Raw genomic sequence first — 26,027 nt, 5'->3', positions numbered from 1 at the left:
GTTCATGATTGCGGTTGTGGTGACCCTCCGTGGCCTGAGCACGGAAAGTGATCCAGAACCTGAACTTGGACCCACTTTGGCCGGTTGAATCGTGACCCACGTGGCCTGTGGTTGTGGTGGTTCAGTCGGCTTCTGCAGTCGCGGTGGGGATGCGGCCGAGTTGCCGTCCGCGGCCGCGCACGGGAGTAGAAGGCCAGGTCGGAGGCGGTCTGCTCACCGGTCCGGCCGCTGCCGTTCTTCTCCCTGGCCGGCGTGGATGCCGTCGTGGTGGTGCGGGCCATGTCAGAACACCTCATCACCTTCGCTCTCGTCGCCACCGGTGCTGTCTTCGCGCGAGGTGAACACCTGGTCGTAGGTGTATCCGGTTGGCGCTGTTCGACCTCGATGAGGTCACCGGTGGCGGCCGCCTGGCGGGCCTGGGAGGCGAGGTGGTGACGGAAATCGCCGCGCAGGGCCTTCGCGGTGCGGGCGTGATCGGGATCGGTGATCGTCTGGTGCTTGCCCCAGCAGCGCGGATGGCGGGCCACGACAGCTCCACCGGGAGAAAGTACGGCGATGACCTCGTCGGCGTCGGTGCTGACCTGGATCCGCTTGCCGATGGCCAGAGGATGGACGGAGTAGTCGACGGTGTCGACGCGGATGTAGTGGTCGCGGCCCAGGCGGGTGTGGAAGCGGAACCAGCGGGGCGGATCGACGGGCGGCAGTGGGAACATGCCGGCCAGGTCGGCCTCCCACCGGTCGATCGGGCGGGCGCCCAGGGTGCGGTGGATCCGCCGGTTGGCGGTGGTCAGCCAGGTGGTCAGCTGGGTGTTGAAATCGGCGGGTCCGCTGAAGGTGCGGCCAGGCAGGAAGCTCGACTCGAGATACCCATTGGCCCGCTCGACCAGCCCTTTCGCTTCTGGATCCCGGGGGCGGCAGAGGAACACCCTGGTCGCGAGCATTCCGGCGAACGCGGCGAAATCGGCTGTGACCTTGCCCTGGCCGATACCGGCCTCGTTGTCCCACACCAGCATCCGCGGCACCGCACCCCACTGCTTGAGCAGCTGCCAGTGACCGTCGATCAGGTCGCCCGTCATCCGGGTCGGCAGCATCCGGGCGGTGATGATCCGCGAGTAGCCCGAGACCATCACGAGCACGGGCGGCCGGCCCTGCTGCCCGTAACCGCGCGGGATATCGGCCGACGGGAACCACAGGTCGCACTGGGCCAGCTCGCCGGGCCGGTACGTCGTGCGCGAGACCGGATCGACGGGAAGGTAGGCGGGCCGCAGCTCGCGGACGCGGTCTTTGAGGATCGTCATCCCGCGCTCCCAGCCGATCCGCTCCGCGATCACCGTCGCCGGCATCGTCGGGGTCTGTTTCAGCAGCTCACGAATCTGTGGCTCGACCATGTCGACCGCCGAGCCCTTCAGCGGCCTCGAGTACACCGGCGGCCGGTCGGTGGACAGCGCACGCTTCACCGTGTTCTTCGAGATGCCCAGATGCCGGGCGATCGCCCTGATCGGCATCTCCTCGGCCCGATGCAGCCTGCGGATCTCTGCCCAGTCCTCCACTTGGATCACCCTTTCCTCCCGATCTCCAATCAAGATCAGGTTCGTATGGATGCCACGAAGTGAGTCAGATTTGATCCGCCCCCAGAGGGTCACGGTTCAAACGACGCCGACAGCGCGAACCTCTCCCGTACTTTCCTGCCCCCGGTTCGAACGACTCGCCAGTGACGATGAGCAGCCGGCGACCTTCCTCGTAGGGCGCAATGCGCATCGAACGAACGCCGTCTGGTGTGATGTACATGCCTGCGGGGACGTCTTCACGCCTTACCGGTGCCGCGATCACCAGTTCCCTCCTCGGCTTGAGCCGAGTGAACAGCAGCGTGCGGTCGAAGACGGGGTAGTGCGTCGCGACAACGGCATCGCGTGCCTCAACCGTGAGGCCGCCCTCGACGGAGAGACGGCATCGGGAGCCGTCGTGGAGTTCGGTGACCCGGGTGCGCTCGCAGATCCCCCCTGCGGCGACGACCTTCTCAGCCAGAGACAGCAGGAAATTCCGCAGATGGAACTGCAACTGCCCCGCCACGCGTACTGCACCGGCCACCTCGAAGGGCAGTTCCGTGTCGGTCGCGAAGGACGCGTCGGTCCTGCCCGCCGTGCGGCCTCTGCCTCGTCCCTGACCTCATCGATGTGCTGCGGATCCCGTGTGTAGGTGTAGGCGGGTGCGTGCTCCAGGTCGGCGTCGATGTTCTGTTCGGCGCAGAGAGCGGCCGTCCGGTCGAGCGCGTCCTGTTGTGTTAGCGCGTACAGCCGGGCGCTGCCGGCGCCGTGCTTCGCTTCCAACTGCGCGTACACCAAGCCATGCTCAGCTGTCAGTCTGGCCGTGGTGTATCCGGTCACGCCCGCGGCGATCCGGTCCGCCTCCAGGACGACAACGTCCAGACCCGCCCGGACCAGTTCCCATGAGGTGCAGAGGCCGGTGATGCCGCCGCCGATGACTGCGACGTCTGCGGTCAGGTCGGTGCTGGGGGGGCGGATAGCCGGTACGCGGCGTGGTGGCGATCCAGTACGACTCGTCAACAGTCCGGCGTTCTGTAGCCATGGCTCCTCGGCTTCCGCTTTGACCGGGACATTGAGTGCCCCGTTGTCCACGTCGTGACGGAGGAGGGTCAGGTCATGAATCAGTCTGCAGCCATCACGAAGCTGAGGCAGGACGCTGGTGCTGTAGATGCCGAAGAACCCCTGCGGATCCGGTCCGATCTGGTTGACGTACACCTCGTCGAAGTCGGCCTCCACATAGGCGCGGACCGCCCGCACATGCTCATCCACGCCGCAGACGACGTTGTCACGGACTATTCCTTCGGTGACCAGTTCGGAGGCCTGCTCGAAGTGTTTCGGGGTCGGCAGTACCTGAAAGCTGCGGCGGCCTTCAACCAAAGGCCAGAAAACACCTCCACAAGTCGCTGAGTGGCGAGACTCTGCCGGGCTACCAGTAGTGCCTTCGACCAGCGACCGCGTGCCCCAGTGACCCCAGGATCCACAAGACAACCCCGATAACCGCGAGAACAATCCCGATTGTCCACAGTATGGAGATCCCGGTCACGAACCCGACGACAAGCAAAATAATACCGAGAATGATCACGATGTGCTCCGATCTCGCACATGCCCTCTCTTTTTTACTGTGATCCCTGCACACCGCAAGGGCAACTGCTCAGGGAATGGACACATGCGCCTGCCGTGACCTGTTCTCCGACGGTGGGCCGTCGGAGAACAGGTCAACAAGGGTAAACGCCGGCGTTCCACCACTTGCGAAACGCGCATGATACTGATCGCCGTTTGCGTTCGTCATCAGCGCCCAGGGCCTCAGTGGAAGCGATTCCTTCCTTGGGGGATAGCCTGCCCACCACCCCACCACTCACAGCGTTTCTCATGCGGCAGCGATGGCGCTATGCAGCCAGTGTGGGGCTACGGCGCGTGGTTAGGAGGCTGTGCCCGGCGCTGAAGCAATGTGCGAGCTCCGAGATGCGGTAAGCCCAGGCCGTATATCATGGAACGGCGTCTTGTGAAGGTGACGCGGGCATCATGTCATCTCCGATTCCGGGGCGGGAACATGGCCGTAGGCGAAGAGGACGAGACAGGGCGCGTCCGGCGTCCGTCCAGCAAGAAGCCCGTCAAGAAGACCGCCAGAAAAACCAGCACCGGACGGGCCAGCAGCCGTACGAGCGAAACGAAGCGTGCGGTCCGTCGGGTTTCGGCCCCGCGGGCCATGCGGTATGCGGCTGAGCAGCTCCAGGAGCTTTTGGGGCGAGCACCCGAGTCCGTCTCGGCAGTGAAGCCGACGGAGGGCGGCTGGCAGGCGGACGTGGAAGTTTTGGAGCTGGAGCGTATCCCCGGTACTACCAGCGTGATGGCGAGTTACCGGGTGACGCTGGACGAGGAAGGCGAACTGCTGGCTTACGAGCGCACCCGCCGCTACACCCGAGCCCAGATCGACCCGCGTGGCTAGGGCCGGAATACCAGTGCTGCACCGCTCGCCGGACGAACGGAAACGGCCTCGTCCGGAGCCACGTGTGAGCTGCTGAAAGGAGGCACCATGACTATGGTGCCGCAGGGCGGAGGAACCGTTTCCAGGGCCGGCGGAGGAAGGTCGGGGAACCTTTACGACATCCTCGAGCTGATTCTGGACCGTGGCCTGGTGATCGATGTCTTTGTACGTGTGTCCTTGGTGGGCATCGAGATCCTCAAGATCGATGCCCGCATCGTCGTGGCGAGCGTGGATACCTACCTGCGCTTCGCGGAGGCCTGCAACCGCCTCGACCTGGAGGAGGGCCGCAAAGCTCCGTCTCAGCTGACCGACCTGGTCGGCGAGGTGACCGAGGGCGGAGCGCATGGCAAAGCCAAGGGTGCTCTGAGCGGGGCCGCTGACGTGCTGACCGATGCCCTGAAGGGAGGACATGACGACGAGGAGGCCGAGCAGTCAGAAAAGAGGCGCAAGGAGCCCGAGGAGAGGCGGGAGCGGCCGCGGCGTCGGCCTGCCGCCCGACGCCGCGAGGAGTGAACCATGGCCGTATACGTGTATTCCATTGTCAGGGCCACCCATCCGCAGCGCTTGGACGGCCTCCACGGGGTGGGGGACCCACCTGCGACCCTCCGCACGGTGCGCACCAAAATGCTGTCCGCGGTCGTCAGCGACGCGCCCGAGGAGCTGCGTCCCAAACGCCGAGACCTCAGCGCACACCAGGCCGTCCAGGAACAACTGATGGCCGACGGCACCGTTTTGCCGCTGCAGTTCGGCTTCACCACCACGGACGACGACGCTGTACGAGCGGTCCTGGAGGACGGTACGGATAATTTCAGCGAACGCTTGCGGGCGCTGGAGGGCTGCGTGGAATACCACCTGAAGGCCGCCCAGGACGAGGATGCGCTGTTGCGCCAAATCCTTCAGGAGTCCGACGAGGCGCGCGAGCTCAACGAGGAGATCAGAAGCGGCCGCAGCAGCCCGAAACTGCCGCTCGCCCTCGGGGAGCTGGTCTCCCAGGAAGTGCAGGCGCGGCAGGATCGGCTCGCCGTCGCAGTCCTCGATGCGCTGCGCGGACTCGCGCGGGAAGAACGCTCGTCGCAGCCGACCGGGAACGACTTCCTGAATGTGTCCTTCCTTGTGGAGCGGGACAACGAGAAGACCTTCCTCGGCGCGGAACAGGACATCGCCAAGGAACTGGGCGAGGACTTCGACCTGCGACTGGTCGGCCCGCTGCCCGCCTACAGCTTCGTCTAAGGAGTGCTCATGGGACTGCTGACTCAACTCGCGACTTTTCCGCTGGCGCCGGTGCGTGGCGTGGCCTGGGTCATGGAGCGCGTCGTCGAGGCCGCGGAGAACGAGTACTACGACCCGGCACCCGTCGAACGGGAACTCGCCGCACTTGAGCGAGCGCTCGTGGCGGGAGACATCGACGAGGAAACCTTCGACCGGCGCGAGGACGAGTTGCTGGACCGGCTGGACGAGATCAGGGCCCATGTCCAGGGCGTCGATACCTGATCGCGGCAGCCGGTGGAACGGGCGCATTGCCACGCGCTCCCGTCGAAGCTCGGGGACACCAGCGAATTGAGGTGCAGCGGCCGTGACCGAACCCGTCGCCAGGAGGCTGGGCGACCTCCCGTCCAGGTCCGCCCCGTATGGCCAGGGCTCCTCGGCCAATCTCGCCGACATCCTGGAGCGCGTCCTGGACAAAGGCATCGTCATCGCAGGCGATATCCAAATCAACCTCCTGGACATCGAACTACTTACCATCAAGCTGCGCCTGCTGATCGCTTCGGTGGACAAAGCGAAGGAAATGGGCATTGACTGGTGGGAGCACGATCCCTCACTGTCGTCACGCGCCAACGACGGATACCGCTCACTCGCCGAGGAGAACAAACGGCTGCAGGCTGAAATCACGGCGCTGCGCGAGGACCATGAGCTGCCACGGGTCAAGGACGAGGAGAGCCGCGCTGCGGCTCCCCGGCGCACCTCACGCACCGCACACACCAAACGAGCAGAGCCCAGCCCCCGCAGCGAGAGGCGGGACGAGCCATGACCGCCACGGTCTCCTATGCGTACGCCGTAGCACGGGACGCCGACGGATCGCTGGAAAAAGCTCTGTCCGGGCTCCCTGGAGTGGCGGAGGCGCCGGTGCATCTAGTGCGTGTAGAACACAGCGACGATGTGGTGGTCGCCGTGAGCCCGGTACCCGAGCGAGACTTCCAAGAAGCCGCGCTGCGAGCGCATCTTGAGGACTTGAACTGGCTGGAGTCAGTCGCCCGCGCCCATCACCGAGTGATTGAGGCCTTGGCCGCCCGCACCGCCGTCCTGCCACTGCGTCTGGCGACGGTATACCTCGACGACGAGCGGGTGCGACTCATGCTCCGGGCCCGCCACGAGGCGTTTGCCGGCAGACTGACCGACCTGGCAGCGCAGGTGGAGTGGGGCGTCAAGATCTATGTCGAAGCGGCCGCTGAGACCGAGAGGCCAGCAGGCCCACCCACAGATGCGGGTCTGAGCCCCGGGCGGGCCTACCTCAGCCAGCGCAGAGCACAGCGACACGCCCGCGAAGACGCCTATCGGGGCGCCGAACAGGCAGCCGAGCGGGTCGAGGCCGCCGCCCGCGCTTATGCGGTTGATCGCGTCCAGCACCGGCCGCAGCAAGGCGAACTCGCCCGCGGGCCGGGAGAGAACGTCATCAACGACGCCTACCTTGTGCCGCTGCAACAGGCCGAAGACTTCCGCGCCGATGTCATGCAGGCCGCGGAAGGACTACCCGGGGTACGCGTCGAAGTCACCGGGCCGTGGGCCCCGTACTCCTTCGCCACCCTCGCCGAAGCCGAACCGCTGAAGAGGGCCACGCCGTGAGGGCGGCGAGCAGGCCAGAGGCCACGCCGGAGGAGCCGCTGCCACAACGGCAGATCGCACTGATCGACCTGCTGGACCGGTTGCTCAGCGGAGGCGTGGTCCTCACCGGTGACGTCGTGCTCTCCATCGCCGACATCGACCTCGTACGCATATCGCTGCGCGCGCTGATCGTCTCCATCAGCCAACAGAATCCTTCCCCGTGGCATGCCATCTCAGCACCCATAGGAGACGACCATGACAGGTGAGGACCGTCCGCCCGGAAGCCGCCTGGACGAGATCGCCGATGCCGCCGCCCGCGCCTTCCGCATGCTGCCCGCAGTGCCGCAGGACATCCTGCCCCGGGGCGGTGCGGAGGTGCGAAGGCCGGCCCACCGGATCACTACCGACCCGGACACAGTGGAACGGGACCTGATCAAACTCGTACTCACACTCGTCGAACTGCTACGACAGCTCATGGAACGCCAGGCCCTTCAGCGGGTCGACGCAGGAGACCTCACTGAGGAACAGGAGGAGCGCCTCGGAGCAACTTTGATGATTCTGCACAGTCGTATGATTGAACTCTGCTCTCGATACGACCTTTCCATGCAAGATCTCAACTTGAATCTCGGACCTCTCGGAACTCTGCTGCCACCACCCGAATGACCCCAGGGAGAGCGAAATGGGTATCGGAAAGAAGTCCAAGAACATAGGCAAAATCGCAGAGGGGAAAACAAAGGAAACGGTCGGGCGGGCCGTGGGTAACGAAAGCCTGGAGGGAAAGGGGAGGGCCCAAAAGATGAAGGGCAAAGTGAAGCAGGCAGTGGAGAAGGGCAAGGACACCTTCAGGCACTGAAGGAACATGCAGCACTGACCCGCTGCCACACTCCGAACAAGGGCGGGCGGGCAGCGGAGCAACTGTCGGCTCGCTGCAATCGACGCAGCTGGCGGCGGGACAGTGCGCGCTCGGTGTACGAGGCGCTGAGGAGGGTGTTTGTCTGCGCTCACTTCATGTATGTCCGGGTGGACCGGATATGCAACGGGCCGCTGAAACGAATGTGCGCGAACGTCTCCGTAACCACTGGGCGCCCGTTTCTCTAAACGCCGACGGGTATGGGAAATCACACGCCCGTCAGAGTCCCCGTTGTGGGCTGCTCCGAGTCCGAAGCCCTGGCGAAGCTCTCCGTCCTCCACTCGATGCGGAAATGCTGGTTGTGAGCGATCCTGATTCCGATGTGGACGAGGTGGAACGCGAAGCTGGGAGACCCGTCGCAAGGGCGATGGAGACGAATGCCAAGGAAGGGAAGCACCGTGCAGCTCCCGGAAACCCGAGGCGAGGTGTCCGCCGCTCTGATCGAGACGCTCGGCCGGGAACCGGGTCGGCGCAGCCTGCCCGACATACACCTGGTAGCGGGTGCCGACCCGTACGGCGATGACCTCCAACTCGCCCTGTACCTCTGCTACGAGTTGCACTACCGCGGCTTCGCCGGTGTGGACGGCGCCTGGGAGTGGGATCCGGAACTGCTCAGGGTGCGTGCCGCGCTGGAGCGGGAGTTCATGGTGGCCTTGCGCGCTGACGTGCCGGTGGCCGAGGACGTCGGCAGCGCGCTGGACAAACTCGTTCTGGAGCCGGCGGACGTCGACGGCGTGTCGTACTTCCTGCGGGACGAGGGCGAGCTGTGGCATCTGCGCGAGTACGCCGCCCACCGCTCGCTGTACCACCTCAAGGAGGCCGATCCGCACGTGTGGGTGATCCCTCGCCTGACGGGCCGGGCCAAGGCAGGAATGGCCGCTGTGGAGTACGACGAATTCGGAGCGGGACGGGCGGAACAAGTCCACTCGAAGCTGTTCGCCGATCTGATGGCGGACCTCAACCTGGACACCTCGTATGGGCGCTATGTCGACGCTGGCTCTCGGCAGATGCTCGCAACCGTCAACCTCATGTCACTCTTTGGACTCCACCGCTCACACCGTGGTGCGCTGGTCGGTCACTTCGCCTCAGTGGAGACCACATCGCCACCAGGGTCGCGGCGCCTCGCTCAGGCATTGAAGCGGGCCGGTGCCGGGCCTGCGGCCATCCACTTCTACGCGGAGCATGTGGAGGCCGACGCCGTGCATGAGCAGCTCGTACGGCATGAGGTCGTCGCCGGTCTGCTCCAGGAGGAGCCGGATCTGGCACCGGACGTCGCCTTCGGTATCGCAGCCACCGGATGGTTGGAAGACCGGTTCGGGGAGCAGTTGCTCGGCGCATGGCGGGGCGGCGAGTCCTCAGTCTGTGTGCCGCTCTGAGGCCGGCGGTGGGGCTTTCGGCCTCTTCCGGCCGCGGTGGCTCGTGTCGCACCAAGGGAAGATGAGGCTCCGCCGGCAGGTACACAGTGCGACGACAGGCCGGTCCGAGCGGGCAATGGTGCCGTCCTCCTGGACCACTTCGACGGGCCCTTCCACGAGCATGGGTCCGCCCGGCTCCTGCATGACGCGCCGTGCAACTGCCCGAGGTGCGGTCTCCGGTTCAGTATGGCTGTTCTGCACGGATCACCACCAGTTCCTCTTTCTCCTGGCCGGGCTCGATCAGGCCTTGGGTCTCCAGCCAGTCGGCCCGTTCTCGCAGGACGGGCCCGAAGGGAACGAATCGGCGGTCGGTCACAGCCACGTCCAATCCGGCTTCAGCCAGCCGCGCCAGGGTCATCGCTGGGTTGCTCAGCACGGAGTGGACCGCGAGCAGCACACCTCCGGGGCGCAGCAGAGCGGGGACCTTGGCACAGAGCCGGTCGAGCACCGCCCGGCCGTCGATCCCCGCCTCCCAGGCCCGAGCAATACCGCGACGCGGTACGCGGGCGTTCGCGGACGGTACGTACGGCGGGTTCGCCAGCACCAGGTCGAACCTCAGGCCGGTTACAGGCTCCGTCAAGTCGCCCCGGCTGGTCCGAATCACCCGTGCATACCCGGACAGCAGTGCGTTAAGTCGTGTGGTGAGCACCGCCGCGGCCGAAGTGTCGATGGCGGTTACACGGGCAACACCGAAGCGGGCGGCAGCGATCGCCGCTGCGCCGGTACCGGAACCCACGTCGAGCACCTCGGCTCCAGGTGACAGATGTTCGCGCCGCAGAGCGGATACCAGCATGACTGTGTCTTCCTGCGGCGCGTAAACACCCGGAGGCTTGAGGAACTTCAAGTGTCATGCCCGTCTTTCAGAGATCGCAGGGCGGGTAGCGGTAGCAGGCTCTTTTCCTTTCCTTCCAGTCAAGGAAGGGCCGCTGATGGTCACCGACGACCTGGACGAAGGCGATCTCCGAGAAGCCCGCTTCGGTAAGACGCGCTGCGGCTGCCACAACGAAGGTGTCGACGTCGTCACCGCACGGGATGGAATCCGCGATGCCGTCCGGCAGCACGAACTGGGGGGCCTGGCAAATCCGGCTGGGGCAGCTCTGCTTTGGCCGTCCAGCCGTCGGCCGTCCAGCGGAACTGCTCGTGCGTCCGTGCGACCATCACAGCCCGGTCGGCGTCGTAGCAGCCACGTGCCTGTGACCACCCGGAAGCAACATCACGGCTCCTTAAGCCGGGTGGCCGCGCCTGACCTCGACCGTCCTCAGCTGCATCCGGCAACCTCGAGCGGATGCGCGCCATGACGGCCGCACAACAAGCCCGGATGCGGTCCGGGTACCTGGCCCACTCTGCGACCGAGGCCGACCGTCTCCATCAGCAATCTTTGCCGCGGGCATCTGCCCTGCGCGTCTCTTCTCGCCGCGTCCCTCTGCCTGCGGGCCCTTGTCGTCCCGCCGACGGTTTCCTTCAGTACCTTCTTCGCCTTCGCCTCTCCCTTACCCATGAAGACTCTGCCCTTCGCTGGAAAGGCCCTGACGTATCCACCTTGCGCCGATCACTCTGGGGCCGCAATCGGTAGGACGTCGGACTCACGAGTGTCCGGGGAAAGAAGGACTGGAAAGAAGGACCGTAGCGCCCCGGTCAGTCAGGCGGCTCGGGGACCGGGCGGGTTCCGGGGCCCGGGGGTGGCTCCGGGTCTGGCTGGGGTTGAGGTTCGCTGGGGCCTGGTTCGGGCGGACGTTGTGGGTCGTGCGGCACCGGATCCGGCCGGCTGGGGACGGGTCCGGGGCCCTCAGGGGTGGGTTCCGCGGTCATCGGTCTCGTCCTTGCGTTGTGCGTCAGTCGCTGAACTCGTGGATGAACGCCGGGAAGAAGGGTCGGTCGCTCCCCCGCGCAGGTGCAGTCTCTGCGCGGCCAGCCTGGCGGTGACCGATTGCGTCGTTGCGATCTGCGACCGACTCGCGGCCGGGCGGGCTGTCCGAGGTCCCGGCGCGAGGTTCTGGAATGGCGGGACGGGCGGCGTACAGCGGCGATGAGCAGGCTCAGCCCCAAGACGGCCAGCGCCCCGACGGCGATGCTGTAGAGGAATAGCGTGCCGGTGGAACCGGTCACGTGGCATCCGAATACCGAGAAGCCGTCGGTGAGATGGTGTGCCTGCCAGAGTTGGTGAGAACGCCAGCCACGGCGACGACTACCGCGGCGATCAGGATGATGAGCCCCAGGACGACGATCACGGCGTGCTCCCGGAATTTGCGGCGTACAACCACACCAAGTCCCCAGAAGCGCAGGAAACGTCAGACTGCGACGTCAGGCACGGCGAGAAGCAGGTTGCGGGCTCCCGAGGGTTGTGTCCGGCGCTGCTGAGGGTCGAAGAGCTGGAGGCCGCGCTTCCTTCGATTGCACGGTGGCGTGTGCCAGGCGGACGCAGCGTGGACTGGGCTGCCCTCGGACTTCCGCTCTCTGACTGAGGCGTATCCGATCCTGGTCGTCGACGACTTCCTGAAGGTGTCCGTTCCCCGGCCCGGCGCCGAGGCGTCATGGGCGTCCGAGTCCAGGGAGGACGAGATCCTTCAGGATCTGTACGAGATGGGCGACACCGAGGGCTACGTTCCCTTCCCGCAGCGGGGAGGCCTGATCTGCTGGGCGGAGTCCAATTCGGGGGACTCCTTCTACTGGAGGACGAGCCCCGCGGACCCGGACGCATGGCCGGTGGTCGTCCGCACAGACAACGGCGACTGCTGGGCGGCTATGGCCGCAGCCGGGTGAACAACCCCTGCTCGGCCTCAACGAGGATCCCGCGTTCGACCAGCCGCTTGAGCTTCAGGCGGACGTTGTTGACGTTGTTGGGCGCGATCTCCACGTCCATCGCCCCGCACACCGCCCGCGCCCGCAACGGGGCGTCGGCTGTGGCGAGCACCGCCATGATCTGCTGGTAGGCAGGATGATCCGGCAGCTTCGGGGCCGGCGGCGTGGGTGGCCGCGGATCGGGAAGCTCCAACAGCGTCTTGCGAGTGATCCGGATCTCCTCGGCGGCCGTGTCGAACCCGTCCAGCAGCGCGGTCAGCTCCGCGATCTTCTCCCGGGCCGCCTCGGCCTGTGCGACGATCTCCCGCTCCCGCTCCCGCTCTTCCAGCCGCACCAGCACCGCCCCCAAGATCAGCTCTCCACCGGTCATGCGCCGCGCCAGGTGGGAGCGGAGGTCCCGGTCAGCATCCTCGACATGCGGTCGCTTATGGCCCAGTACACCCTCGACTCGGCCGAGGCGGGCCGATGCTCGTAGGTAGTCGCGCACCAGCCTGCGGTGCAGCATCACGACCCCGTTCGTCTGCTCCACCACCCATCTCTTGGGCTGCGGGACGAACCCGGTGTCGCCAGGGTTGCGTTTCACCACTTCGATCTCGATGCCCACCTTCGCCCCGTGGTCCTTGACGGTGTTCTTGAACCCCTGGTCCACCGGGCCTTCTTCACGGCGCCCGGCTCGGTGCTGGCGATCACCTTGTCCAGCAGCGCGGTGCCGACGGCGTTGTCCTGGACAGAGGCGGCCAGCACCGCCACCGCGATCACCAGGCTCAGCACGTCAACGGCCAGTCCCCGCTTGCGTCCCGGCACCTTCTTGTTCGCGTCCCGGCCGGTCGTGTCGGCCGGGACTCCGGCGGCGGCGTGCAGGCTCTGGGTGTCGAGCACTACCAGGCTGGGGTCGGCCAATTGTGCCATCTCATGACATTGGTTCCCCGCTGTCAGGCTTGGCGGGCGTAGGACGCGAGGCGGTCGGCGAACGCGATGACGAGGCCGCGCAGTTCATCTGGGCATTCGATGACAAACGGCCGGTCGAGTGAGGCGAGTACTGGAGGCAACCAGTCGAGCTGCTCCGCCCGTAGCTCGACACGCAGCCAGCGCTCGGTCTCCGGATCCGCGCCTGCCGCGGGCGCGGGCTCGTCCACGCTCGCGACGCTGGCGGGAAGTCGGGCCCGGATCTGCTCGACCGTCCCGTGGATCCGCAAGGTCACCTGATGCCGGTACTCAGCCGTAGCGAACCCGGACAGGACGCGCTGTGCCGGACCGGGGCCCACGGGCGCCTCGAATGAGCCGGGCAGGGTCCTCGCGTCTGCGATGCGATCGAGCCGGAAGGTCCGGTCCTCGCCGATCTCGGGGTCCGTGCCCGTGACGTACCACCGGCCCGAATGGGCGACGATCCCGTACGGGTGCAGCCTGCGTTCGCTGCGCCGGCCGTCGCGGTCGGTGTACCTGATTGAGACCGGTCGGCGATGGCGTACCGCATCGGCGATGGTGAGCAGGACCCCGGCGTCGGGGGTGGCGAACTCGCCGGGCGAAGTCGTGAAGGCGAGGGATTCCAGGACCGTGTCGAGTCGGCGGGCGACGCGCTCGGGCAGCACCCTGCGGATCTTGGCCGCAGCCGTCTCGCCCGCCGTGTCCGCCGTCGTCATCAACCCCGCTCGGCGGCCGGCGACCAAGCCGAGCAGCACGGCGAGCGCCTCGTCGTTGCTGAGCATGAGCGGAGGCAAGCGGTAGCCGGGGCCGAGTCGGTAGCCACCGTAGCGGCCGCGCACCGCCTCGACAGGCACGTCGAGGTCGATCAAGTGGTCCACATACCGCCGCACGGTGCGGCCGTCGACGCCGAGCTGGTCGGCCAGTTCGGCAACCGTCCGGATGCCCCCCGACTGCAGCAGTTCCAGGAGGGTGAGCACGCGGCCAGTAGGTCGAGACATACCCAGAGCCTAGCGACAATACTGGACCGATTCTGTCCGCTATTTGTTCTAGCGTGCGAAGTGCAACGGCTCCACGAATCTAGGGAGAACACCATGGACTTCGTCTCGATCCGGATCATCACCGGCGACATCGCGCGCCTCGTCGAGTTCTACGAGAAGGCCACCGGGGTGCAGGCGGCCTGGTCCACCGAGGATTTCGCCGAACTCAAGACCCCCAGCGCCACCCTCGCCATCGGCAGCACCCGCACTGTGCCGCTGTTCGCGCCGGGCGCCGCTCGCCCGGCCGACAACCACAGCTTGATCATCGAGTTCCTCGTCGACGACGTGGACCGCGTGCACGGGAACCTGACCGGCTTCGTCTCCGACTTCGTCAACGAGCCCACCACGATGCCCTGGGGCAACCGATCGCTGCTGTTCCGCGACCCCGACGGCAACCTCGTCAACTTCTTCACCCCGGTCACCCCGGCGGTCATCGCGAAGTTCGCTCGTTGACGCCAGGCGCAGCCGCCCGCGCGGGAGCCCTGAGATGCCAGGGCTCCCGATGAACGCCTCCGGCGAGCCCCGGGGCGCCAACAAAAGGGGGCACCGCAACGCACCGCTGACCCCCGAGGGGCGTCTGCGGTTGTGCCTGCGGATCGATGCCGGACGGCCGATCGCGCACGTCGCGGCGGAAGCCGGGATCTCCCGACGCTGCCTGGCCCAAGTGGTACGCCCGGTGGCGAACGCACGGCGAGGACGGCCTGCTAGACCGTTCCTCGCGCCCGGTTACGAGCCCGGCCCGCACTGCGGAGGACATCGCCGACCTCGTGGAGGCTCTGCGGCGGCAGACCAAGCACGGGCCCGCCCGGCTCGCTGCCGATCTCCAGCGGTTGCATGGTGTCACGGGTCGCGCCGGCCACCGTGCACCGCATCCTGGTCCGGCGAGGCCTCAACCGACTGCGCGACCTCGACCCGCCCACCGGCGAGCAGCTGCGCGAAGTCATCCGCTACGAGCACGACCATGTCGGCGACCTGGCCCATGTCGACATCAAGAAGCTCGGACGCATCCCCACCGGCAGCGGCTGGCGCATGCATGGCGTGGGAACCGAGGCCGCCCGCGCCTCCAAACGCGCTGGTCCCGGCACCGGGAAGGTCGGCTACACGTATCTCCACTCCGCGCTCGACGACCACTCGCGACTCGCCTATACCAAGGCCCTGGACGACGAGAAGGCCGTGACCGCGGTCGCCTTCTGGCACCGGGCCGTGGCGTTCTTCGCTGCCCATGGCATCACGCCGATCCGCCGCGTCCTGACCGACAACGGGGCGTGCTACCGCTCCCGGACCTGGTCCGAAGCGCTCGCCGCGACCGACACGAAGCACAAGCGGACCCGCCCCTACACACCGTGAACGAACGGCAAGGTCGAACGCTATAACGGCACACTGGCCCGCGAGTGGGCCTACGTGCGCAACTACACCTCCAAGCACGAACGCCGCGCCGCGCTCGCCAACTTCCTCAACTACTACAACCACGAGCGGCCACACGCTGCCCTGGGCGGGAAGCCGCCGATCAGCCGGACCGCCGGCAGCAACTACCGCGTCACCTTCGATCAGCCGCCGGAACCGCTGGACATCGTCCCGCAGCAGCTGACGTTCGAGGACGTCGTGGAACCAACGTCCTGAGACATCACAGCTAATCGGCCCCTCTTCTCCCGCACCTGCCAGCGCAAAAGGTCGTGGACGGTCTGGTCGGTGCCGTCATCGCGCCACTTGTAGAAGTAGTACTTCACGGCGCCGGCGGGCGGCAGGTCGTGGGGGAGATAGTCCCACTGGCAGCCGGTGCGGGACTGGTACAGCAGGGCGTTGACGATCTCCCGCATGTCGTAGTTGCCCTGGTGGCCGCTGACGGAGCGGTGTCGGGCCTTCCAGACAGTGATCACGGGCTCGATCAGGGCCCAACGCTCGTCGGAGTAAGTCGCTCTTGTAGGGCTGGCGGTCGCTCACGGCAGACACTCCAGCACGGCCGAGTCCTCTGGTCAGCGTGGAGGCTGCGGTCCCATACGTTCCGGTGACGAAAGATGCGGCATCACGTCACATACCGCCCTCTGAGGAATTCATGCGTCAGGCGGCGTGACGGGGCTTCTTCGTTGACGTACCAGTTCCGCAGCCCGGCGCCGGTGAAGAAGGCGTCGATGCTGAACCCTCACGTCGGCGGCTTCCACAGCAGCACCTCGGTGTCCTGCCACAGGCCGGGCGTAAGAAGGCGGTGACGGTCACCTGGCGCAAGGGCTCCAAAGCCGCGATGACCTCCCGATTCGTGTTCCTGCGGGTCCGGCTCGCGGGACCCGCCCAAAGCCCGCGGCCGACGGTGTCATCGGCCTGAGCTGGCTGATCGCGCAATGGCCCGAGGGCGAGGACGAGCCGGTCAAGTACTGGTTTGGGATGTTTTCGTCCGCGCCCACGCCCAGCGGTTGCGGTGCCCTGGAGTGCTGACCTGCCCAGAGCGCCGCTGGTGCCTATCGTGAAAGAGCACACGATCGACATAGCGTCGTGGGCAGGTGGCATCGTGAACGCATCCAGGGTCGACTACGAGGCGGTATTCCAGGCGCTGCCGAGCGCGGTGGCCTTGTTCACCACGGACCTGGTGTACGTCGACGTCAATGAGGCGTTCCTGAGCAGCATGGGGCGTACCCGTGACCAGGTGGTAGGCCGCTACCTGTTTGATGCATTCCCCGACGACCCCAAGGACGCCGCCGTGACCGGCATGCGCAAGCTGCAGGCATCGCTGCGGTGGGTGGCTGCCACCGGGGAGTGCGACGCCATGACGCTGCACCGCTACGACGTGGAGTACCCGGACCGGCCCGGGGTGTGGGAGGAGCGGTACTGGAGTCCGGTCAACGTCCCCGTCTTCGGCCCGGACGGGCGGGTGGCGCTGCTGCTGCACCGGGAGGAGGACATCACCGAGCTAGTTCGCACCCTCAGCGCCCGAGGCAGCGGAGACCGGCCGACGGTACTGGAAGCCGAGCTGTACACCCGGGCCGGGGAACTCCAGGGGGTCAACGAACGGCTACGTGAGGCCCACGCCTGCGAACACGAAGTCGCCCTGAGCCTACAAGAGGCAATGCTGCCCGCCCCCGGGCCTGTGAGGCATCACCGCGCAGCAGTGCGCTACCGCCCGGCGGTCGGGGGGCTGAACGTGTGCGGGGACTGGTACGACCTCGTCGACCTGCCTGGCGACCGCATCGCGGTGGCCGTCGGCGATGTCGTCGGCTGCGGCCTCGCCGCTGCCTGCGTCATGGGCCAGCTGCGCAGCGCCCTCAGCGCCGCTTCCCGCGTCGCCGACGGCCCCGCCCAGGCCCTGGAAGCCCTCGGCCTGTACGCCCGCTCGGTCGACGGCGCGGAATCGACAACGGCCGTCTTGTCCGTCATCGACGGCACCAACCGCACCATCGCCTACAGCAGCGCCGGCCACCTTCCACCAGCCCTGCTGCACCCCGACGGCACCGTGGACTTCCTCGACCAGGCCACCGACCCCCCGCTCGGCGCCCGCCCCGAACACATCCCCCGCCCCCAGGCCGAGACCGTGTTCACCGAGGGGGCCACTCTTGTGCTGTACACCGACGGGCTGATCGAGCGCCGCAGCGAGGACATCGATGTCGGCCTGACCCGGCTTGCCGACTCCCTCACCCGCCACCAGAGCGCCGATCCCGAAGCGCTCGCCGACGCCCTCCTGGCCGACCTGACCCCACCTGCCGGCGCCACCGACGACACCGCCCTGGTCGTCCTACGCCTGTGACAGAGGCGTCCACCACCGCGCTCACGACGGCCCTGTAAGGCGGTGTCCTATGTGGTGATCGTCCAGGAACTTGCGCGCGTCCGGCGTGCACGACGCGAGCGCGACCATGCTGGTCACGATAACGTCGCACAGCTCCTTGTGGACGTCCCGCCCAGGTGCGGGACGCACCCTTACGGGGGTTGGCGCCCAGCGCCCCGTGCACGGCCTCCGCGACCTCGCCGAACTCCTCCCGATCTTGAGCACGCGCAGCAGCTTGACGTCCCCGGCCGCGGCCGGGACCGCCTCCGCGTCGAGCCAGTCCCGCAGCCGCTCCACGCCGTCCCACGCGTCCTGTCCATGCCGTTCTCCTGAGTCGTCCTAACGATTCTGAGATCGCCTGGACGACGGCGCGGGCTGACTGTCCAGGTCAGTGAGACGGTTGTCCCGCCCGCACCCCGGCCACCGCCGGCCTCGGGTACGGGCGTCCTCGGCGTTGCAGGGGACGCGCCACCATGCAAATGCGCTGCATCGCGTCGGCAGATCGCACGAGGTCGGCTTCAACGGCCAGCCACAGCCGTCCTGAAGGAATCTGGGCGAGCTGGTCCTGCGCCCATACCCGATGAATTCCCACCGGGTCCGGGGCGGAAAGAGCCGGCCACTCCGAGCCCGGATTGCGTGTCCGTGGAGCCATGACCAGCACCGTAGGAATGCTGGCAGCGAGGTGGCCCGCCGTTCCGCGGCCTTCCGGCGCCAGCCCAAGAGGTCTCCTCCGCCACCCAGGACTCACCTGCCAAGTCGAAGCCGGACATCCGCCGCTTCGGACCTCGGACCAAGATCCGGGCCATTCCCGGTCCACCGCCCCGCCGGCCCCCTCAATAAGGGCTATTCCCGCTGGTCAACGGCACGCGAGGCGTGTACCACCAGCAGACCAAGAACCTGCTGGAACTCTGCGCAGGTGGCTGAGTGGGACCGCTCAGCACCACGAAATTCCCGGCACCTTGCCACACCCGTACAGTCAGGAGGCCGCCTGACCAGCGGTGCAATGCACCTGATGGCCCATCAGAACGAGCGTCAAATGAGCGTCACGATGCCTCGGAGAGCGTCATTTCAGCGTCAAGATATCGCCCGTAACGCCCACAGCGCACATAACGCACACCATTCAAACCTGCAGGTCAGACCGCCTTTGCGACCGGCTCCAGAATCGCCACACACTCCACATGATGCGTCATCGGGAACATGCCGCAGAGCGCAAGGACATGAAAATCCCCAGGTCAGACACGGTTCGCCGCATCACTAAACAGGCTCTCGCGCACCCCGGGCGTCAAACGAGCGTCACGGGTTGAGCGGATGTTCTCTGCCTCGGGCGTGCGGGGCAGCCTGAGCCGGGAGGCCGTGCCCGTCCCGGTGACGGGCACGGCGACGGTGTGGTGCCGCAGTGGCGGTGGGCCATGACGAGACCGAGGGCCGCCGGCGCCGGCGTCACGACTGCGGACGCCCCGGGGCCGGTGGCGGCAAGATCCAGCGCTGGCTGCAGCGACGCGACGGCCCAGCCTTCAGTCGGCCGCCTCCCTCACTCGGTTTAGCACCCTTCGCTCCGCAGCCTCCACTTCCAGGCGTCCGGACGGGTCGCCACCTCGCCGACGTACGGCATCGCTTACCAGCGCCAGATAGAACGAGGCAGGAGCGCACGGAGCCCAGGCGTCGACAGGCTTGCCCATCACGAAGGAGAGCACGGAATCAGGGTCGGCAGGCACGAAGGCATGCGCATCATGCACCCACTTTTCCTCAACGCCCCGGGTCCATCGATAGCGCAGCGCCTCCTCGTCGAGATCATGCAGATCTGCGCTGAAGAACGCCCCCCACTGGCTATTACGCAAGTCCAGGCCGAAGCCCAGTAGTTCCAGCTCTGAACTGTCCGACTCCTGGATCGCCAGCTCCTCGCGCAGTGCTCGGCGCGCCACGGCGTGCAAACTGATCCGCATATCGGGCCCGAGGTCCTGGTTTGCCGCAAGTCCCTCGTTCGCCGAGGAGTTCCAGCGTGATTGGTTCGGGCCCGCGACCACCGCGCTGCGGTGCGAGAACAACATCTTTCGATCGGGTCCGGTCCGCACGGCTACGTGCACACCGAAGCTGCAGCACAGGAACGGTGGGGCATCGAGCGGGTCTTGACCCTCCAGGTACTGCTGGCGCAGAGTCAGCCCGTTCTCCTGTTGGCGATCGAGGTTGAGGGTCGTGGTCAAGAAGTCGTAGTAGTCCGCGTGACGCAGCCTGAGCGTGACTGCCGGCGACTGCATTCCTTGGGTACGGGCGATGGCCAATTGATCGACGGCGAAGCGGGGGCTGTTCCAGTGATACCGCATGCCCGCAGCTTCTTTGCGCCGCTCTTCATCTTCGATGGCACGACGCCAGCCCGCTATCTCGTCTGGGAACTCCACTCTCTCAGGGCTGTAGTAGATGCGGACGTCTTCTTCTCTAATCGGGCGGGTCCCATCGCCTTCGAAGATATGACAATCGGTCTCGTGGCCGAACAAGGTGAACCGGTCTCGACGCCCGCGACGGACCCCATCGTTGTACAGCTGCTCACGAAGCCAAGATGCCGCAGCGAGAGCAGGCTCCGTCTCGCCAGTGGCGGCTGCGTCTTCGGCCAAAGCAGCTGCTCCGGTGCCGCTCTCGTGGGGGGCCGGGCCTGCGGCGCGGGCCCCCAGATGCGCGCCGTCGGCCCGCCGTGACGCCTGCTCTTCCCTCACCGGCCCTCCAGCCCGGCGCACAGCCGTGACCACCTCCGCGAAAGGTCGCCTCTCCGACGGGATATCCGTCGTCGCCCACGCGTCGTGCAGCACCGCCGCGATGCCCTGCGGGGCGTATGGGTGGGTGGCGACGTGACGGGTGAAGGCAGCCCGCGTCTGCCACCTGTCGTGAGTCGTCAGATAGGTGCGCAGGTGTTCCCGCGCGGGTTCGCGGAGCACGAGCATGGGGTCCCCGTCGGGGTCGCGTCGTACGGCGAACAGGCCGCTGGTGAGGAGCTCGGCGAGGTCGGAGTACTCGGCCTCGGGCACCGCCTCGTCGCGCAGCACGTGCAGTAGGGGGAGGGGCAGTTCGCGCAGGCCGGAGCAGAGGACGGCCAGGCGTACCGCGGGCGCAGGCGCGGTGTGGACAAACACTTCGGCCAGCCGCGCCGGGCCGATCTGCCGGGTGGGGGCCGTGCCGTGGCGGGTCTGGGGGAGGCGGCCGGTGGCGGGGACGAGGACGGCGTCACAGCCGTGTGGGTCGGCGCGCATAAGGGTGCTCGCCCACGCGCCGAGGGAGCGCGGGGTGCAGGACACCACGGGCAGGGCGGTCCACGGACCCAGGGCCCCGCCACTGGCCGCTCGGGGCCGCAGTCTGAGCGGCGGTGAAAAGCGGAGGTTGCCGTTGTGGTCGCCGACCTGGCCACCGGTGACGCGCACGGCGGGGAGGTTCAGGGCGGAGCGACGCCACAGGCGCGGCGGCAGCGGGTCGAGCAGGGCGACTGGGATTTGTTCGCCCCAGTCGCGCAGCAGCAGCCAAGGGGCGGGGGTGCGCCAGCCGCGAGCGGCGCAGTCGGAGACCAACAAGACGAGGCGTCGGCCCTGGGCTCCGCTGACGTGATGGGGGACGCGCTCGCCAGGGACCTCGCGGCCGTGGTGGTCGCTCACACGCGGCTCGGCGCCCTGCCACTCCAGTCGCCACGTGCGAACGACGCGGAAACCACCGAGGGTGGTCAGGAGCCGGGTCACCGCCCGCGCGGTCTCCTCCCACACGCTCATGGACAGGGAGGCGTCCACGATGACGACTGCCTCGAACCAGGGTTCCGGAGCAGGTCGGAACAGCGGCACCAGTGGGCCTCCGCGCGCGTAGTGCTCCACGGTCGCCTCGACGTCCAGCCGACTGCGCCCACCCCGGCTCCACGGCCGGCGGAATGGCTGAAGCGCACGACCGACGGCTAGCGCGTCCGGCAGCGGGTTGGCGCGCCCCAGGGACAAGGGCACACCACGGACGGTGGTGGTCGCCCCTGGGCGGCGTACGGACACATCCTTGCTCTCCGCGCCCTGGGTCATGGTGGTCTCGGCATCAGGTGGCGTGGGGCCGGCGGACCGGGCCGACGGTTCCGGCTCCGGGTCGGGAGCCGTCTCGTCGGGGGCCGCGGCGGGGGTCGGTGAGGTGTCCCGACCGATGGTGCCCGCGGCGGCCAGCCACAACGCGTCGGCAAAAGTGCGCGCGTCCGTTCCGCGCCGCAGCGGCGCGTCGCTCAGCGCCCGGACGAGGCGGGTGAGGGCGTCAGACACGGGAGAGCTCACGCAAGAGCAGCGTGCGCAGTTCCCGGTACTGCTCGTCTTGGGGCGCCTGGTCCCCGGTGAGCAGGGCCACGGCATTGAGTAGCTGGTCGATGGCGAGGTGCTCGCCCGCGGCGACACGCTCGGCGAACTTCACGACGAACTCCTCCCCGCCGTCAGGTACCTCGTCGAAGTGGGCTTGAAGGATGCCGTACAGCAGCTCGGCGGTCAGCGCGGGCATGGTGTAGCGGATGCAGCGCCGCAGGAAGGCAGGCGAGAAGTCGCGTTCGCCGTTGCTGGTGAGGAGGATGAACGGGAACTGCGTGCACCGGACACGGCCACGCTCGACGGGGTACTCCTCCTCGCTGTCCCATTGGCGGACCAGGACGCGGGGCCGCCGATACCGCACGAGTTCGGGGATCTCAAACTCACCGCGCTCCAGCACTTCCAGCAGGTCGCTGGGCAAGTCCAGGTCGCTCTTGTCGATCTCGTCGATGAGCAGGGCTCGTGGTCGGTCGGCGGGCATCAACGCGGTGCCCAGGGGCCCGATTTGCAGGAAGGGCGCGATGTCGTCCCGGCTTCGGCCACGGCCCGCCAGCCCCTGCGTCGCCGCCGCACGCAGGCTCTGGGCGTGGATGCGGCCCAGGGCGTCGTAGCGGTACAGGGCCTCAGTCAGCGAGCTGCGGGAGGTGATGTGCCAGCGCAGCACGTGTCCGAGGTTCAGCTCGTGGGCCACCTGCTCGATCACGGTGGACTTGCCCGACCCGGCGGGGCCGCTGACGAGGAGCGGACGTCGCAGGTGCAGGGCCGCGTTGACCGCGTCGACGAGCCCCGAAGGCGGCTGGTACTGACGGTACTGCGAGGTGCGCGGGAACGTGCGCCACGGGGGCGGGTCGGCCAGCGGGGTGCTCCGCTGCTCGCCGTCACCTCGGTAGTAGGGCTTCCAGGTCACAATTCCTCCTCAAGTCCGGCCACGACGCGCTGTTCGAAGGGCCGGCAGAACTCCAGCCAGGTCTCGTCGTGCCAGACCGCGCGTACGTCACCCAGGCACACCACGCATCCTTCGTGCTCCCGGGACCATCGCTGCCGGTATGCGGCGGCGAGGCCATCGGGAAGGCTGGGCCAGTTCTGCTGCACCAGGGTCCGCAGCCGGTCGTCGCCCACTCGGGTGTCCGGGCGCGGCCACAGGATGATCGGAGCGTAGGGCAACAGTTGTTCGAGGACGTCCTGCAGGGTGTCTGGATGGTGATCAAGCAGGACAGCGGTGTCGTACCGGCCGGTCATGAGCCCCTGTTCGAGCCCCCCTTTGTCGTCCAGGACGGACGCGCCGATCCACTCCACCGGCACGGTGGCGCAGGCGGCCATTCCGCGCAGGGCCTTGCGGGCGGCGTCGTTCATCTCGGCGTTCTCCTCGGCCGGATCCATGCGGCCGCTCCACCGGACGACGACGTCGTGGTTGACCCCGAGTAGACGACGGCCGACCTTCGCCTCCTCGGGCTGCCAGCGCGCCAGCAGGTGGGCGGGGGCGGCCACGTCCACGTTGACCAGTTGCTCGGGGGAGGGGAGCCGGCCGCGCGCCCACGCCAGGGCCGCTCCGATTGCCCGACCCGTGCCGAAGCGGTCCACGGACTCGCACCAGAAGCGTTGGTGCACCGGCAGCCGCTCGCCGGAGCCGACCAGCCAGGCATCCACTTCCTCTGGCCAGTCGGTCAACGCGCCGGCCAGGCTGACGACGAGGCGGAGTTCGCTTTGCTGCCGCTTCTGCGCGAACTCAGTCAGGGCATCGTTGAACTCGGTGACCACACCGAGGTCCCGCGCCCACTCCCGCAGCCGTGGGAGCACGTCATTGGCTCCGGACAACTGGGCGAGGGCCGCGACCAAATGCGCGGGTGCCTTCCACGGGGGCTCGTCGACGCTCGTCGCTCGCAGGGCCGCGTACTCGACCAGGTCGCGCAGGAGCTCGGGGCCCTCCGCCGCAGGGGGCAGTCCCGCCAACTGGCGCGCTTCACGCAGCAGGTCGCTGGTCAGAACGTCGGCGAGCAGCTTGTTGAGAAGTACAACGGTCTTGGCGCACTCGATGAGTGTGGCCACCACGTGGGTGACCTGGGCGCGCCAGCGCGGGTCGGCCACATCGTCCACCTGGCCCTGCTGCACGAACGTGTGCAGCCCGTCGAGTTCCCCATGCGTCAGAGGTGCCGGCAGGCGCATGCCGACCCGCCACATCGCCACGGCTGCTTCGAGGTCCTGCCGACCCACCGGCCCCACCACGCCGCCTCCGGTGCTGGGGACAGAGCGCACGTTGCGGGCCAGCCACAGCCCCTCCGCGACGAAGGGGTCGTTGTCGTACTCGAATCTCCCGACGGCCTGACCGACGGTGCGGTTGCGCAGTTCCTCGGTGAGCCTCGCGTCCGCGTACACCGTGGCACCCGTCCCGGCGATCCCTTCCCGTAGTACCTCGACCAAGGCGAAGGTCAAGCGCATGCCGCGGGCCACCTGGTCGGCCGCGGCGGCGGTGATGACGGACAGTCTGGTGCGGCCGGACCGGACCCCGCCCGCGATCCTGCCCGCGTCCGGCATCGCACCGGCCGCGTGACATGTGTCTATCAGGGCGATTACGCCTTCGACTCCGGGCTCGTCGACGGCCTCGGTGAGAAGCTGGCTGACGTTCACCGCGGACATGGTGCTGCCAGTCGTGGACTTGGCGACCATGTAGTACAGGTCGGTCTGCTGTGATGGGGTGAAGCCGTGTCCGAGCAACGCCACCACCAGCACGGCGTTGTCGGCCCGTGCCCGGTTCACCGCCTCGTTCACGGCTTTTCGGACGTCCTCTGGGGTGAGCGTTGCACTGACCAGTAGGGAGCCGTGGTCGCCTGTGCGGGGCGTGCACGCCCCGAGCATCGGGTCCGTCAGTACAGCGTGCAGGTTCCGGGCGGCTTCCTCCAGCCGGGACAGGGTGCCCATGACCTCGCACTGCGCACCCACGACCAGCACGTGCCGACGTTGCTCGTCGGTCACTTCTTCAGCGCTTCGACTAGGGGCCCCGCGACGGCCGGATTACGCAGGTACTTGGTGGCTGTGTGGACCCACAGGCCGTCGGAGTCCACCCGGTCGGTCACCGGGACGACACCCGAGGAGTTGGGCAACATCCACTTCTCGATGCGGGGCCGGCCCACCACGATGTCGTCGCGGTCCCAGAAGTTCAGCCACCGCTCGACGCGGGCCGGGGTGCGGGGAGGCTGCGGCACCAGCCGTTGCAGGACCGCCGCCCCGGTGGCCAGCGGCGAGCCCAGCGTCATCAGCAGCGGCACCTGTCCGTCGTAGTTGCGCAGCGCCTCGAACGCGACCACCGTGCCCAGAGAGTGGCTCACCACGACCAGCGGTCGGTCGGGATCCGTCCCGTACAGCACCCGCTCGCGGATCCGGACGTCTAGCGTGCGCCCGCCGCCGTCGGCCTCCCGCCTGCGGAGGTACCGTCCGACCTGGGCCAGGTGCCACAGCAGCGGCGCACCACTCGCCCACTGCGCGCACCCGCGCAGCCCCGGCATTTGCAACAGGGTCGTCAATACCCGGCCCAAGACTCGGAACGGCTCCCCGACGCCCTGCTCCTCGGCCACAACGCCGGGCAGCTGCGTCCGGGCGTCCTCGACCACCGCCGACGCCCGCCGGTCCCCTCGCTCCCGGGACTGCCAGCCGAGCTCATCGACCAGCGCCGCCACGAACGCGATCAGGAAAGTGGCATCATCCTGCTCGTCGAGCGTGCCGGCTTCGTCACCCTGGGCCTCGAGGTCGGTGAACAGGTCGCTGTAGTTCGCGAAGCGGGTCTCCGCCAGCCAGCCCTGCGTCAGCCCGGAGACCACGTCGGAGTGCCCTGCTCTGCGTGCTCCATCGGCCAGGGCCTCAAGCCACTCACGGCGTTCCTGCGCCGTGCCCCGAAGTCCGCCGATCCCGTGAACGAACACAAGCTGAGTAGTCCCCGAACCGCTCACTCACACCCCCGTAACAAACATGCATCGACGCCCAGTTGAACCCTAAGCCACAACCGGCAGGCCCAAGGCGTGAATCGGCCAATGCTGTACCGCCACGGGACTC

26 protein-coding genes and 5 pseudogenes are annotated in these 26,027 nt (G+C 67.6%); 14 read left to right on the top strand and 17 right to left on the bottom strand.

What is annotated here, in order from left to right:
• Positions 1 to 2: 2 nt before the first annotated feature.
• The 5 genes and pseudogenes from istA to NRF20_RS40455 form a co-directional block, all read right to left on the bottom strand.
• On the bottom strand, positions 3 to 1,559 hold the full coding sequence (gene istA, locus NRF20_RS40475; protein ID WP_398634868.1) for an IS21 family transposase: 1,557 nt from the start codon (positions 1,557 to 1,559) through the stop codon (positions 3 to 5).
• 55 nt (positions 1,560 to 1,614) lie between these two features.
• A complete protein-coding gene (locus tag NRF20_RS40470; protein ID WP_413754714.1) occupies positions 1,615 to 2,088 on the bottom strand; it encodes a hypothetical protein in 474 nt (157 codons plus the stop codon).
• Positions 2,089 to 2,138: 50 nt separating this feature from the next.
• Positions 2,139 to 2,636 (bottom strand): annotated as a pseudogene (locus NRF20_RS40465) (NAD(P)/FAD-dependent oxidoreductase); the annotation flags it as partial.
• Positions 2,637 to 2,681: 45 nt separating this feature from the next.
• Positions 2,682 to 2,897, bottom strand: a pseudogene (locus tag NRF20_RS40460) (LLM class F420-dependent oxidoreductase); the annotation flags it as partial.
• Positions 2,898 to 2,970: 73 nt separating this feature from the next.
• Positions 2,971 to 3,126 (bottom strand): DUF6131 family protein, encoded by a 156-nt coding sequence (locus tag NRF20_RS40455; RefSeq protein ID WP_229846355.1) that lies wholly within the window; start codon positions 3,124 to 3,126, stop codon positions 2,971 to 2,973.
• Positions 3,127 to 3,594: 468 nt separating this feature from the next.
• Here NRF20_RS40455 and NRF20_RS40450 point away from each other — a divergent pair, with 468 nt between their 5' ends.
• The 10 genes from NRF20_RS40450 (at position 3,595) to NRF20_RS40405 (ending at position 9,135) form a co-directional block, all read left to right on the top strand.
• Entirely contained in the window at positions 3,595 to 3,990 is a 396-nt protein-coding gene (locus NRF20_RS40450) for a gas vesicle protein (protein ID WP_382302671.1), read from the top strand.
• A gap of 87 nt (positions 3,991 to 4,077) precedes the next feature.
• Positions 4,078 to 4,542: a gas vesicle structural protein GvpA gene (locus tag NRF20_RS40445; RefSeq protein ID WP_398634869.1), complete on the top strand. Its 465-nt coding sequence runs from the start codon at positions 4,078 to 4,080 to the stop codon at positions 4,540 to 4,542.
• Positions 4,543 to 4,545: 3 nt separating this feature from the next.
• Entirely contained in the window at positions 4,546 to 5,259 is a 714-nt protein-coding gene (locus NRF20_RS40440; RefSeq protein ID WP_398634870.1) for a GvpL/GvpF family gas vesicle protein, read from the top strand.
• A gap of 9 nt (positions 5,260 to 5,268) precedes the next feature.
• Positions 5,269 to 5,520, top strand: coding sequence for a gas vesicle protein GvpG (locus NRF20_RS40435; protein ID WP_398634871.1), 252 nt, complete (start codon positions 5,269 to 5,271; stop codon positions 5,518 to 5,520).
• Positions 5,521 to 5,602: 82 nt separating this feature from the next.
• Positions 5,603 to 6,058 (top strand): gas vesicle protein, encoded by a 456-nt coding sequence (locus NRF20_RS40430; protein WP_413754180.1) that lies wholly within the window; start codon positions 5,603 to 5,605, stop codon positions 6,056 to 6,058.
• Entirely contained in the window at positions 6,055 to 6,870 is an 816-nt protein-coding gene (locus NRF20_RS40425; RefSeq protein ID WP_398634872.1) for a GvpL/GvpF family gas vesicle protein, read from the top strand. Before NRF20_RS40430 ends, NRF20_RS40425 begins: the two co-directional genes overlap by 4 nt.
• Positions 6,867 to 7,115, top strand: coding sequence for a gas vesicle protein (locus tag NRF20_RS40420; protein WP_398634873.1), 249 nt, complete (start codon positions 6,867 to 6,869; stop codon positions 7,113 to 7,115). The genes NRF20_RS40425 and NRF20_RS40420 overlap by 4 nt, the downstream gene beginning before the upstream one ends.
• Complete coding sequence (locus tag NRF20_RS40415) at positions 7,105 to 7,512, top strand: gas vesicle protein K (RefSeq protein WP_398634874.1); 408 nt, start codon at positions 7,105 to 7,107, stop codon at positions 7,510 to 7,512. The genes NRF20_RS40420 and NRF20_RS40415 overlap by 11 nt, the downstream gene beginning before the upstream one ends.
• Before the next feature lie 16 nt (positions 7,513 to 7,528).
• Complete coding sequence (locus tag NRF20_RS40410; RefSeq protein WP_114243090.1) at positions 7,529 to 7,702, top strand: CsbD family protein; 174 nt, start codon at positions 7,529 to 7,531, stop codon at positions 7,700 to 7,702.
• 455 nt (positions 7,703 to 8,157) lie between these two features.
• The gene (locus NRF20_RS40405; protein WP_413754179.1) at positions 8,158 to 9,135 is read left to right on the top strand and encodes an iron-containing redox enzyme family protein; all 978 of its coding nucleotides are present in this window, start codon (positions 8,158 to 8,160) and stop codon (positions 9,133 to 9,135) included.
• Here the strand turns inward: NRF20_RS40405 and NRF20_RS40400 are convergent.
• From NRF20_RS40400 to NRF20_RS40390, 3 genes are read right to left on the bottom strand one after another with little or no spacing between them, the layout of a single operon-like run.
• Positions 9,115 to 9,297 (bottom strand): CDGSH iron-sulfur domain-containing protein, encoded by a 183-nt coding sequence (locus NRF20_RS40400; RefSeq protein ID WP_413754178.1) that lies wholly within the window; start codon positions 9,295 to 9,297, stop codon positions 9,115 to 9,117. The genes NRF20_RS40405 and NRF20_RS40400 overlap by 21 nt on opposite strands.
• Positions 9,298 to 9,355: 58 nt before the next feature.
• On the bottom strand, positions 9,356 to 10,018 hold the full coding sequence (locus NRF20_RS40395; protein ID WP_398634876.1) for a HemK2/MTQ2 family protein methyltransferase: 663 nt from the start codon (positions 10,016 to 10,018) through the stop codon (positions 9,356 to 9,358).
• A 16-nt stretch (positions 10,019 to 10,034) separates the two neighbouring features.
• On the bottom strand, positions 10,035 to 10,235 hold the full coding sequence (locus NRF20_RS40390; RefSeq protein ID WP_398634877.1) for a hypothetical protein: 201 nt from the start codon (positions 10,233 to 10,235) through the stop codon (positions 10,035 to 10,037).
• Positions 10,236 to 11,577: 1,342 nt separating this feature from the next.
• On the opposite strand from NRF20_RS40390, the gene NRF20_RS40385 reads away from it, so the two are divergent.
• Positions 11,578 to 11,934 (top strand): hypothetical protein, encoded by a 357-nt coding sequence (locus NRF20_RS40385; protein WP_398634878.1) that lies wholly within the window; start codon positions 11,578 to 11,580, stop codon positions 11,932 to 11,934.
• Here the strand turns inward: NRF20_RS40385 and NRF20_RS40380 are convergent.
• The 3 genes from NRF20_RS40380 to NRF20_RS40370 are packed head-to-tail and all read right to left on the bottom strand — an operon-like array spanning position 11,915 to position 13,895.
• Complete coding sequence (locus tag NRF20_RS40380; protein WP_398634879.1) at positions 11,915 to 12,622, bottom strand: hypothetical protein; 708 nt, start codon at positions 12,620 to 12,622, stop codon at positions 11,915 to 11,917. The genes NRF20_RS40385 and NRF20_RS40380 overlap by 20 nt on opposite strands.
• Positions 12,553 to 12,882, bottom strand: coding sequence for a transposase (locus tag NRF20_RS40375; RefSeq protein ID WP_398634880.1), 330 nt, complete (start codon positions 12,880 to 12,882; stop codon positions 12,553 to 12,555). The genes NRF20_RS40380 and NRF20_RS40375 overlap by 70 nt, the downstream gene beginning before the upstream one ends.
• Positions 12,883 to 12,905: 23 nt before the next feature.
• Positions 12,906 to 13,895 carry a helix-turn-helix transcriptional regulator gene (locus NRF20_RS40370; RefSeq protein WP_413754177.1) on the bottom strand — a complete coding sequence of 330 codons (990 nt, stop codon included), beginning with the start codon at positions 13,893 to 13,895 and terminating at the stop codon, positions 12,906 to 12,908.
• A 93-nt stretch (positions 13,896 to 13,988) separates the two neighbouring features.
• Here NRF20_RS40370 and NRF20_RS40365 point away from each other — a divergent pair, with 93 nt between their 5' ends.
• Positions 13,989 to 14,387, top strand: coding sequence for a VOC family protein (locus NRF20_RS40365; RefSeq protein WP_413754176.1), 399 nt, complete (start codon positions 13,989 to 13,991; stop codon positions 14,385 to 14,387).
• Between the two features lie 49 nt (positions 14,388 to 14,436).
• Positions 14,437 to 15,476: pseudogene (locus NRF20_RS40360) on the top strand (IS481 family transposase); the annotation flags it as partial.
• 89 nt (positions 15,477 to 15,565) lie between these two features.
• Here the strand turns inward: NRF20_RS40360 and NRF20_RS40355 are convergent.
• Positions 15,566 to 15,875: pseudogene (locus NRF20_RS40355) on the bottom strand (transposase); the annotation flags it as partial.
• 559 nt (positions 15,876 to 16,434) lie between these two features.
• On the opposite strand from NRF20_RS40355, the gene NRF20_RS40350 reads away from it, so the two are divergent.
• A complete protein-coding gene (locus NRF20_RS40350; RefSeq protein WP_413754666.1) occupies positions 16,435 to 17,667 on the top strand; it encodes a PP2C family protein-serine/threonine phosphatase in 1,233 nt (410 codons plus the stop codon).
• A gap of 21 nt (positions 17,668 to 17,688) precedes the next feature.
• Here the strand turns inward: NRF20_RS40350 and NRF20_RS40345 are convergent.
• The 5 genes and pseudogenes from NRF20_RS40345 to NRF20_RS40325 form a co-directional block, all read right to left on the bottom strand.
• Positions 17,689 to 17,982, bottom strand: a pseudogene (locus NRF20_RS40345) (MazG-like family protein).
• A gap of 1,217 nt (positions 17,983 to 19,199) precedes the next feature.
• Positions 19,200 to 21,950, bottom strand: a complete 2,751-nt coding sequence (locus tag NRF20_RS40340) for an SAV_2336 N-terminal domain-related protein (protein WP_413754175.1) — start codon at positions 21,948 to 21,950, stop codon at positions 19,200 to 19,202.
• Positions 21,943 to 22,890 carry an AAA family ATPase gene (locus tag NRF20_RS40335; RefSeq protein ID WP_413754174.1) on the bottom strand — a complete coding sequence of 316 codons (948 nt, stop codon included), beginning with the start codon at positions 22,888 to 22,890 and terminating at the stop codon, positions 21,943 to 21,945. The genes NRF20_RS40340 and NRF20_RS40335 overlap by 8 nt, the downstream gene beginning before the upstream one ends.
• Entirely contained in the window at positions 22,887 to 24,953 is a 2,067-nt protein-coding gene (locus NRF20_RS40330; RefSeq protein WP_398631796.1) for a hypothetical protein, read from the bottom strand. Before NRF20_RS40330 ends, NRF20_RS40335 begins: the two co-directional genes overlap by 4 nt.
• On the bottom strand, positions 24,950 to 25,897 hold the full coding sequence (locus NRF20_RS40325; protein ID WP_398631795.1) for a hypothetical protein: 948 nt from the start codon (positions 25,895 to 25,897) through the stop codon (positions 24,950 to 24,952). The genes NRF20_RS40330 and NRF20_RS40325 overlap by 4 nt, the downstream gene beginning before the upstream one ends.
• Positions 25,898 to 26,027 lie beyond the last annotated feature (130 nt).

This window comes from Streptomyces sp. R-74717 (genome assembly GCF_047305335.1).
Classification (GTDB): domain Bacteria; phylum Actinomycetota; class Actinomycetes; order Streptomycetales; family Streptomycetaceae; genus Streptomyces; species Streptomyces atratus.
This window is presented reverse-complemented; position numbering and strand designations above follow the sequence as displayed.

Excerpts from the sequence above, each read along its gene's own strand:
- NRF20_RS40450 (WP_382302671.1), top strand. The coding sequence starts at position 3,595 with ATGGCCGTAGGCGAAGAGGACGAGACAGGGCGCGTCCGGCGTCCGTCC.
- NRF20_RS40445 (WP_398634869.1), top strand. The coding sequence starts at position 4,078 with ATGACTATGGTGCCGCAGGGCGGAGGAACCGTTTCCAGGGCCGGCGGA.
- NRF20_RS40440 (WP_398634870.1), top strand. The coding sequence starts at position 4,546 with ATGGCCGTATACGTGTATTCCATTGTCAGGGCCACCCATCCGCAGCGC.
- NRF20_RS40435 (WP_398634871.1), top strand. The coding sequence starts at position 5,269 with ATGGGACTGCTGACTCAACTCGCGACTTTTCCGCTGGCGCCGGTGCGT.
- NRF20_RS40425 (WP_398634872.1), top strand. The coding sequence starts at position 6,055 with ATGACCGCCACGGTCTCCTATGCGTACGCCGTAGCACGGGACGCCGAC.
- NRF20_RS40415 (WP_398634874.1), top strand. The coding sequence starts at position 7,105 with ATGACAGGTGAGGACCGTCCGCCCGGAAGCCGCCTGGACGAGATCGCC.
- NRF20_RS40410 (WP_114243090.1), top strand. The coding sequence starts at position 7,529 with ATGGGTATCGGAAAGAAGTCCAAGAACATAGGCAAAATCGCAGAGGGG.
- NRF20_RS40400 (WP_413754178.1), bottom strand. The coding sequence starts at position 9,297 with ATGCTCGTGGAAGGGCCCGTCGAAGTGGTCCAGGAGGACGGCACCATT.
- NRF20_RS40375 (WP_398634880.1), bottom strand. The coding sequence starts at position 12,882 with ATGGCACAATTGGCCGACCCCAGCCTGGTAGTGCTCGACACCCAGAGC.
- NRF20_RS40370 (WP_413754177.1), bottom strand. The coding sequence starts at position 13,895 with ATGTCTCGACCTACTGGCCGCGTGCTCACCCTCCTGGAACTGCTGCAG.
- NRF20_RS40365 (WP_413754176.1), top strand. The coding sequence starts at position 13,989 with ATGGACTTCGTCTCGATCCGGATCATCACCGGCGACATCGCGCGCCTC.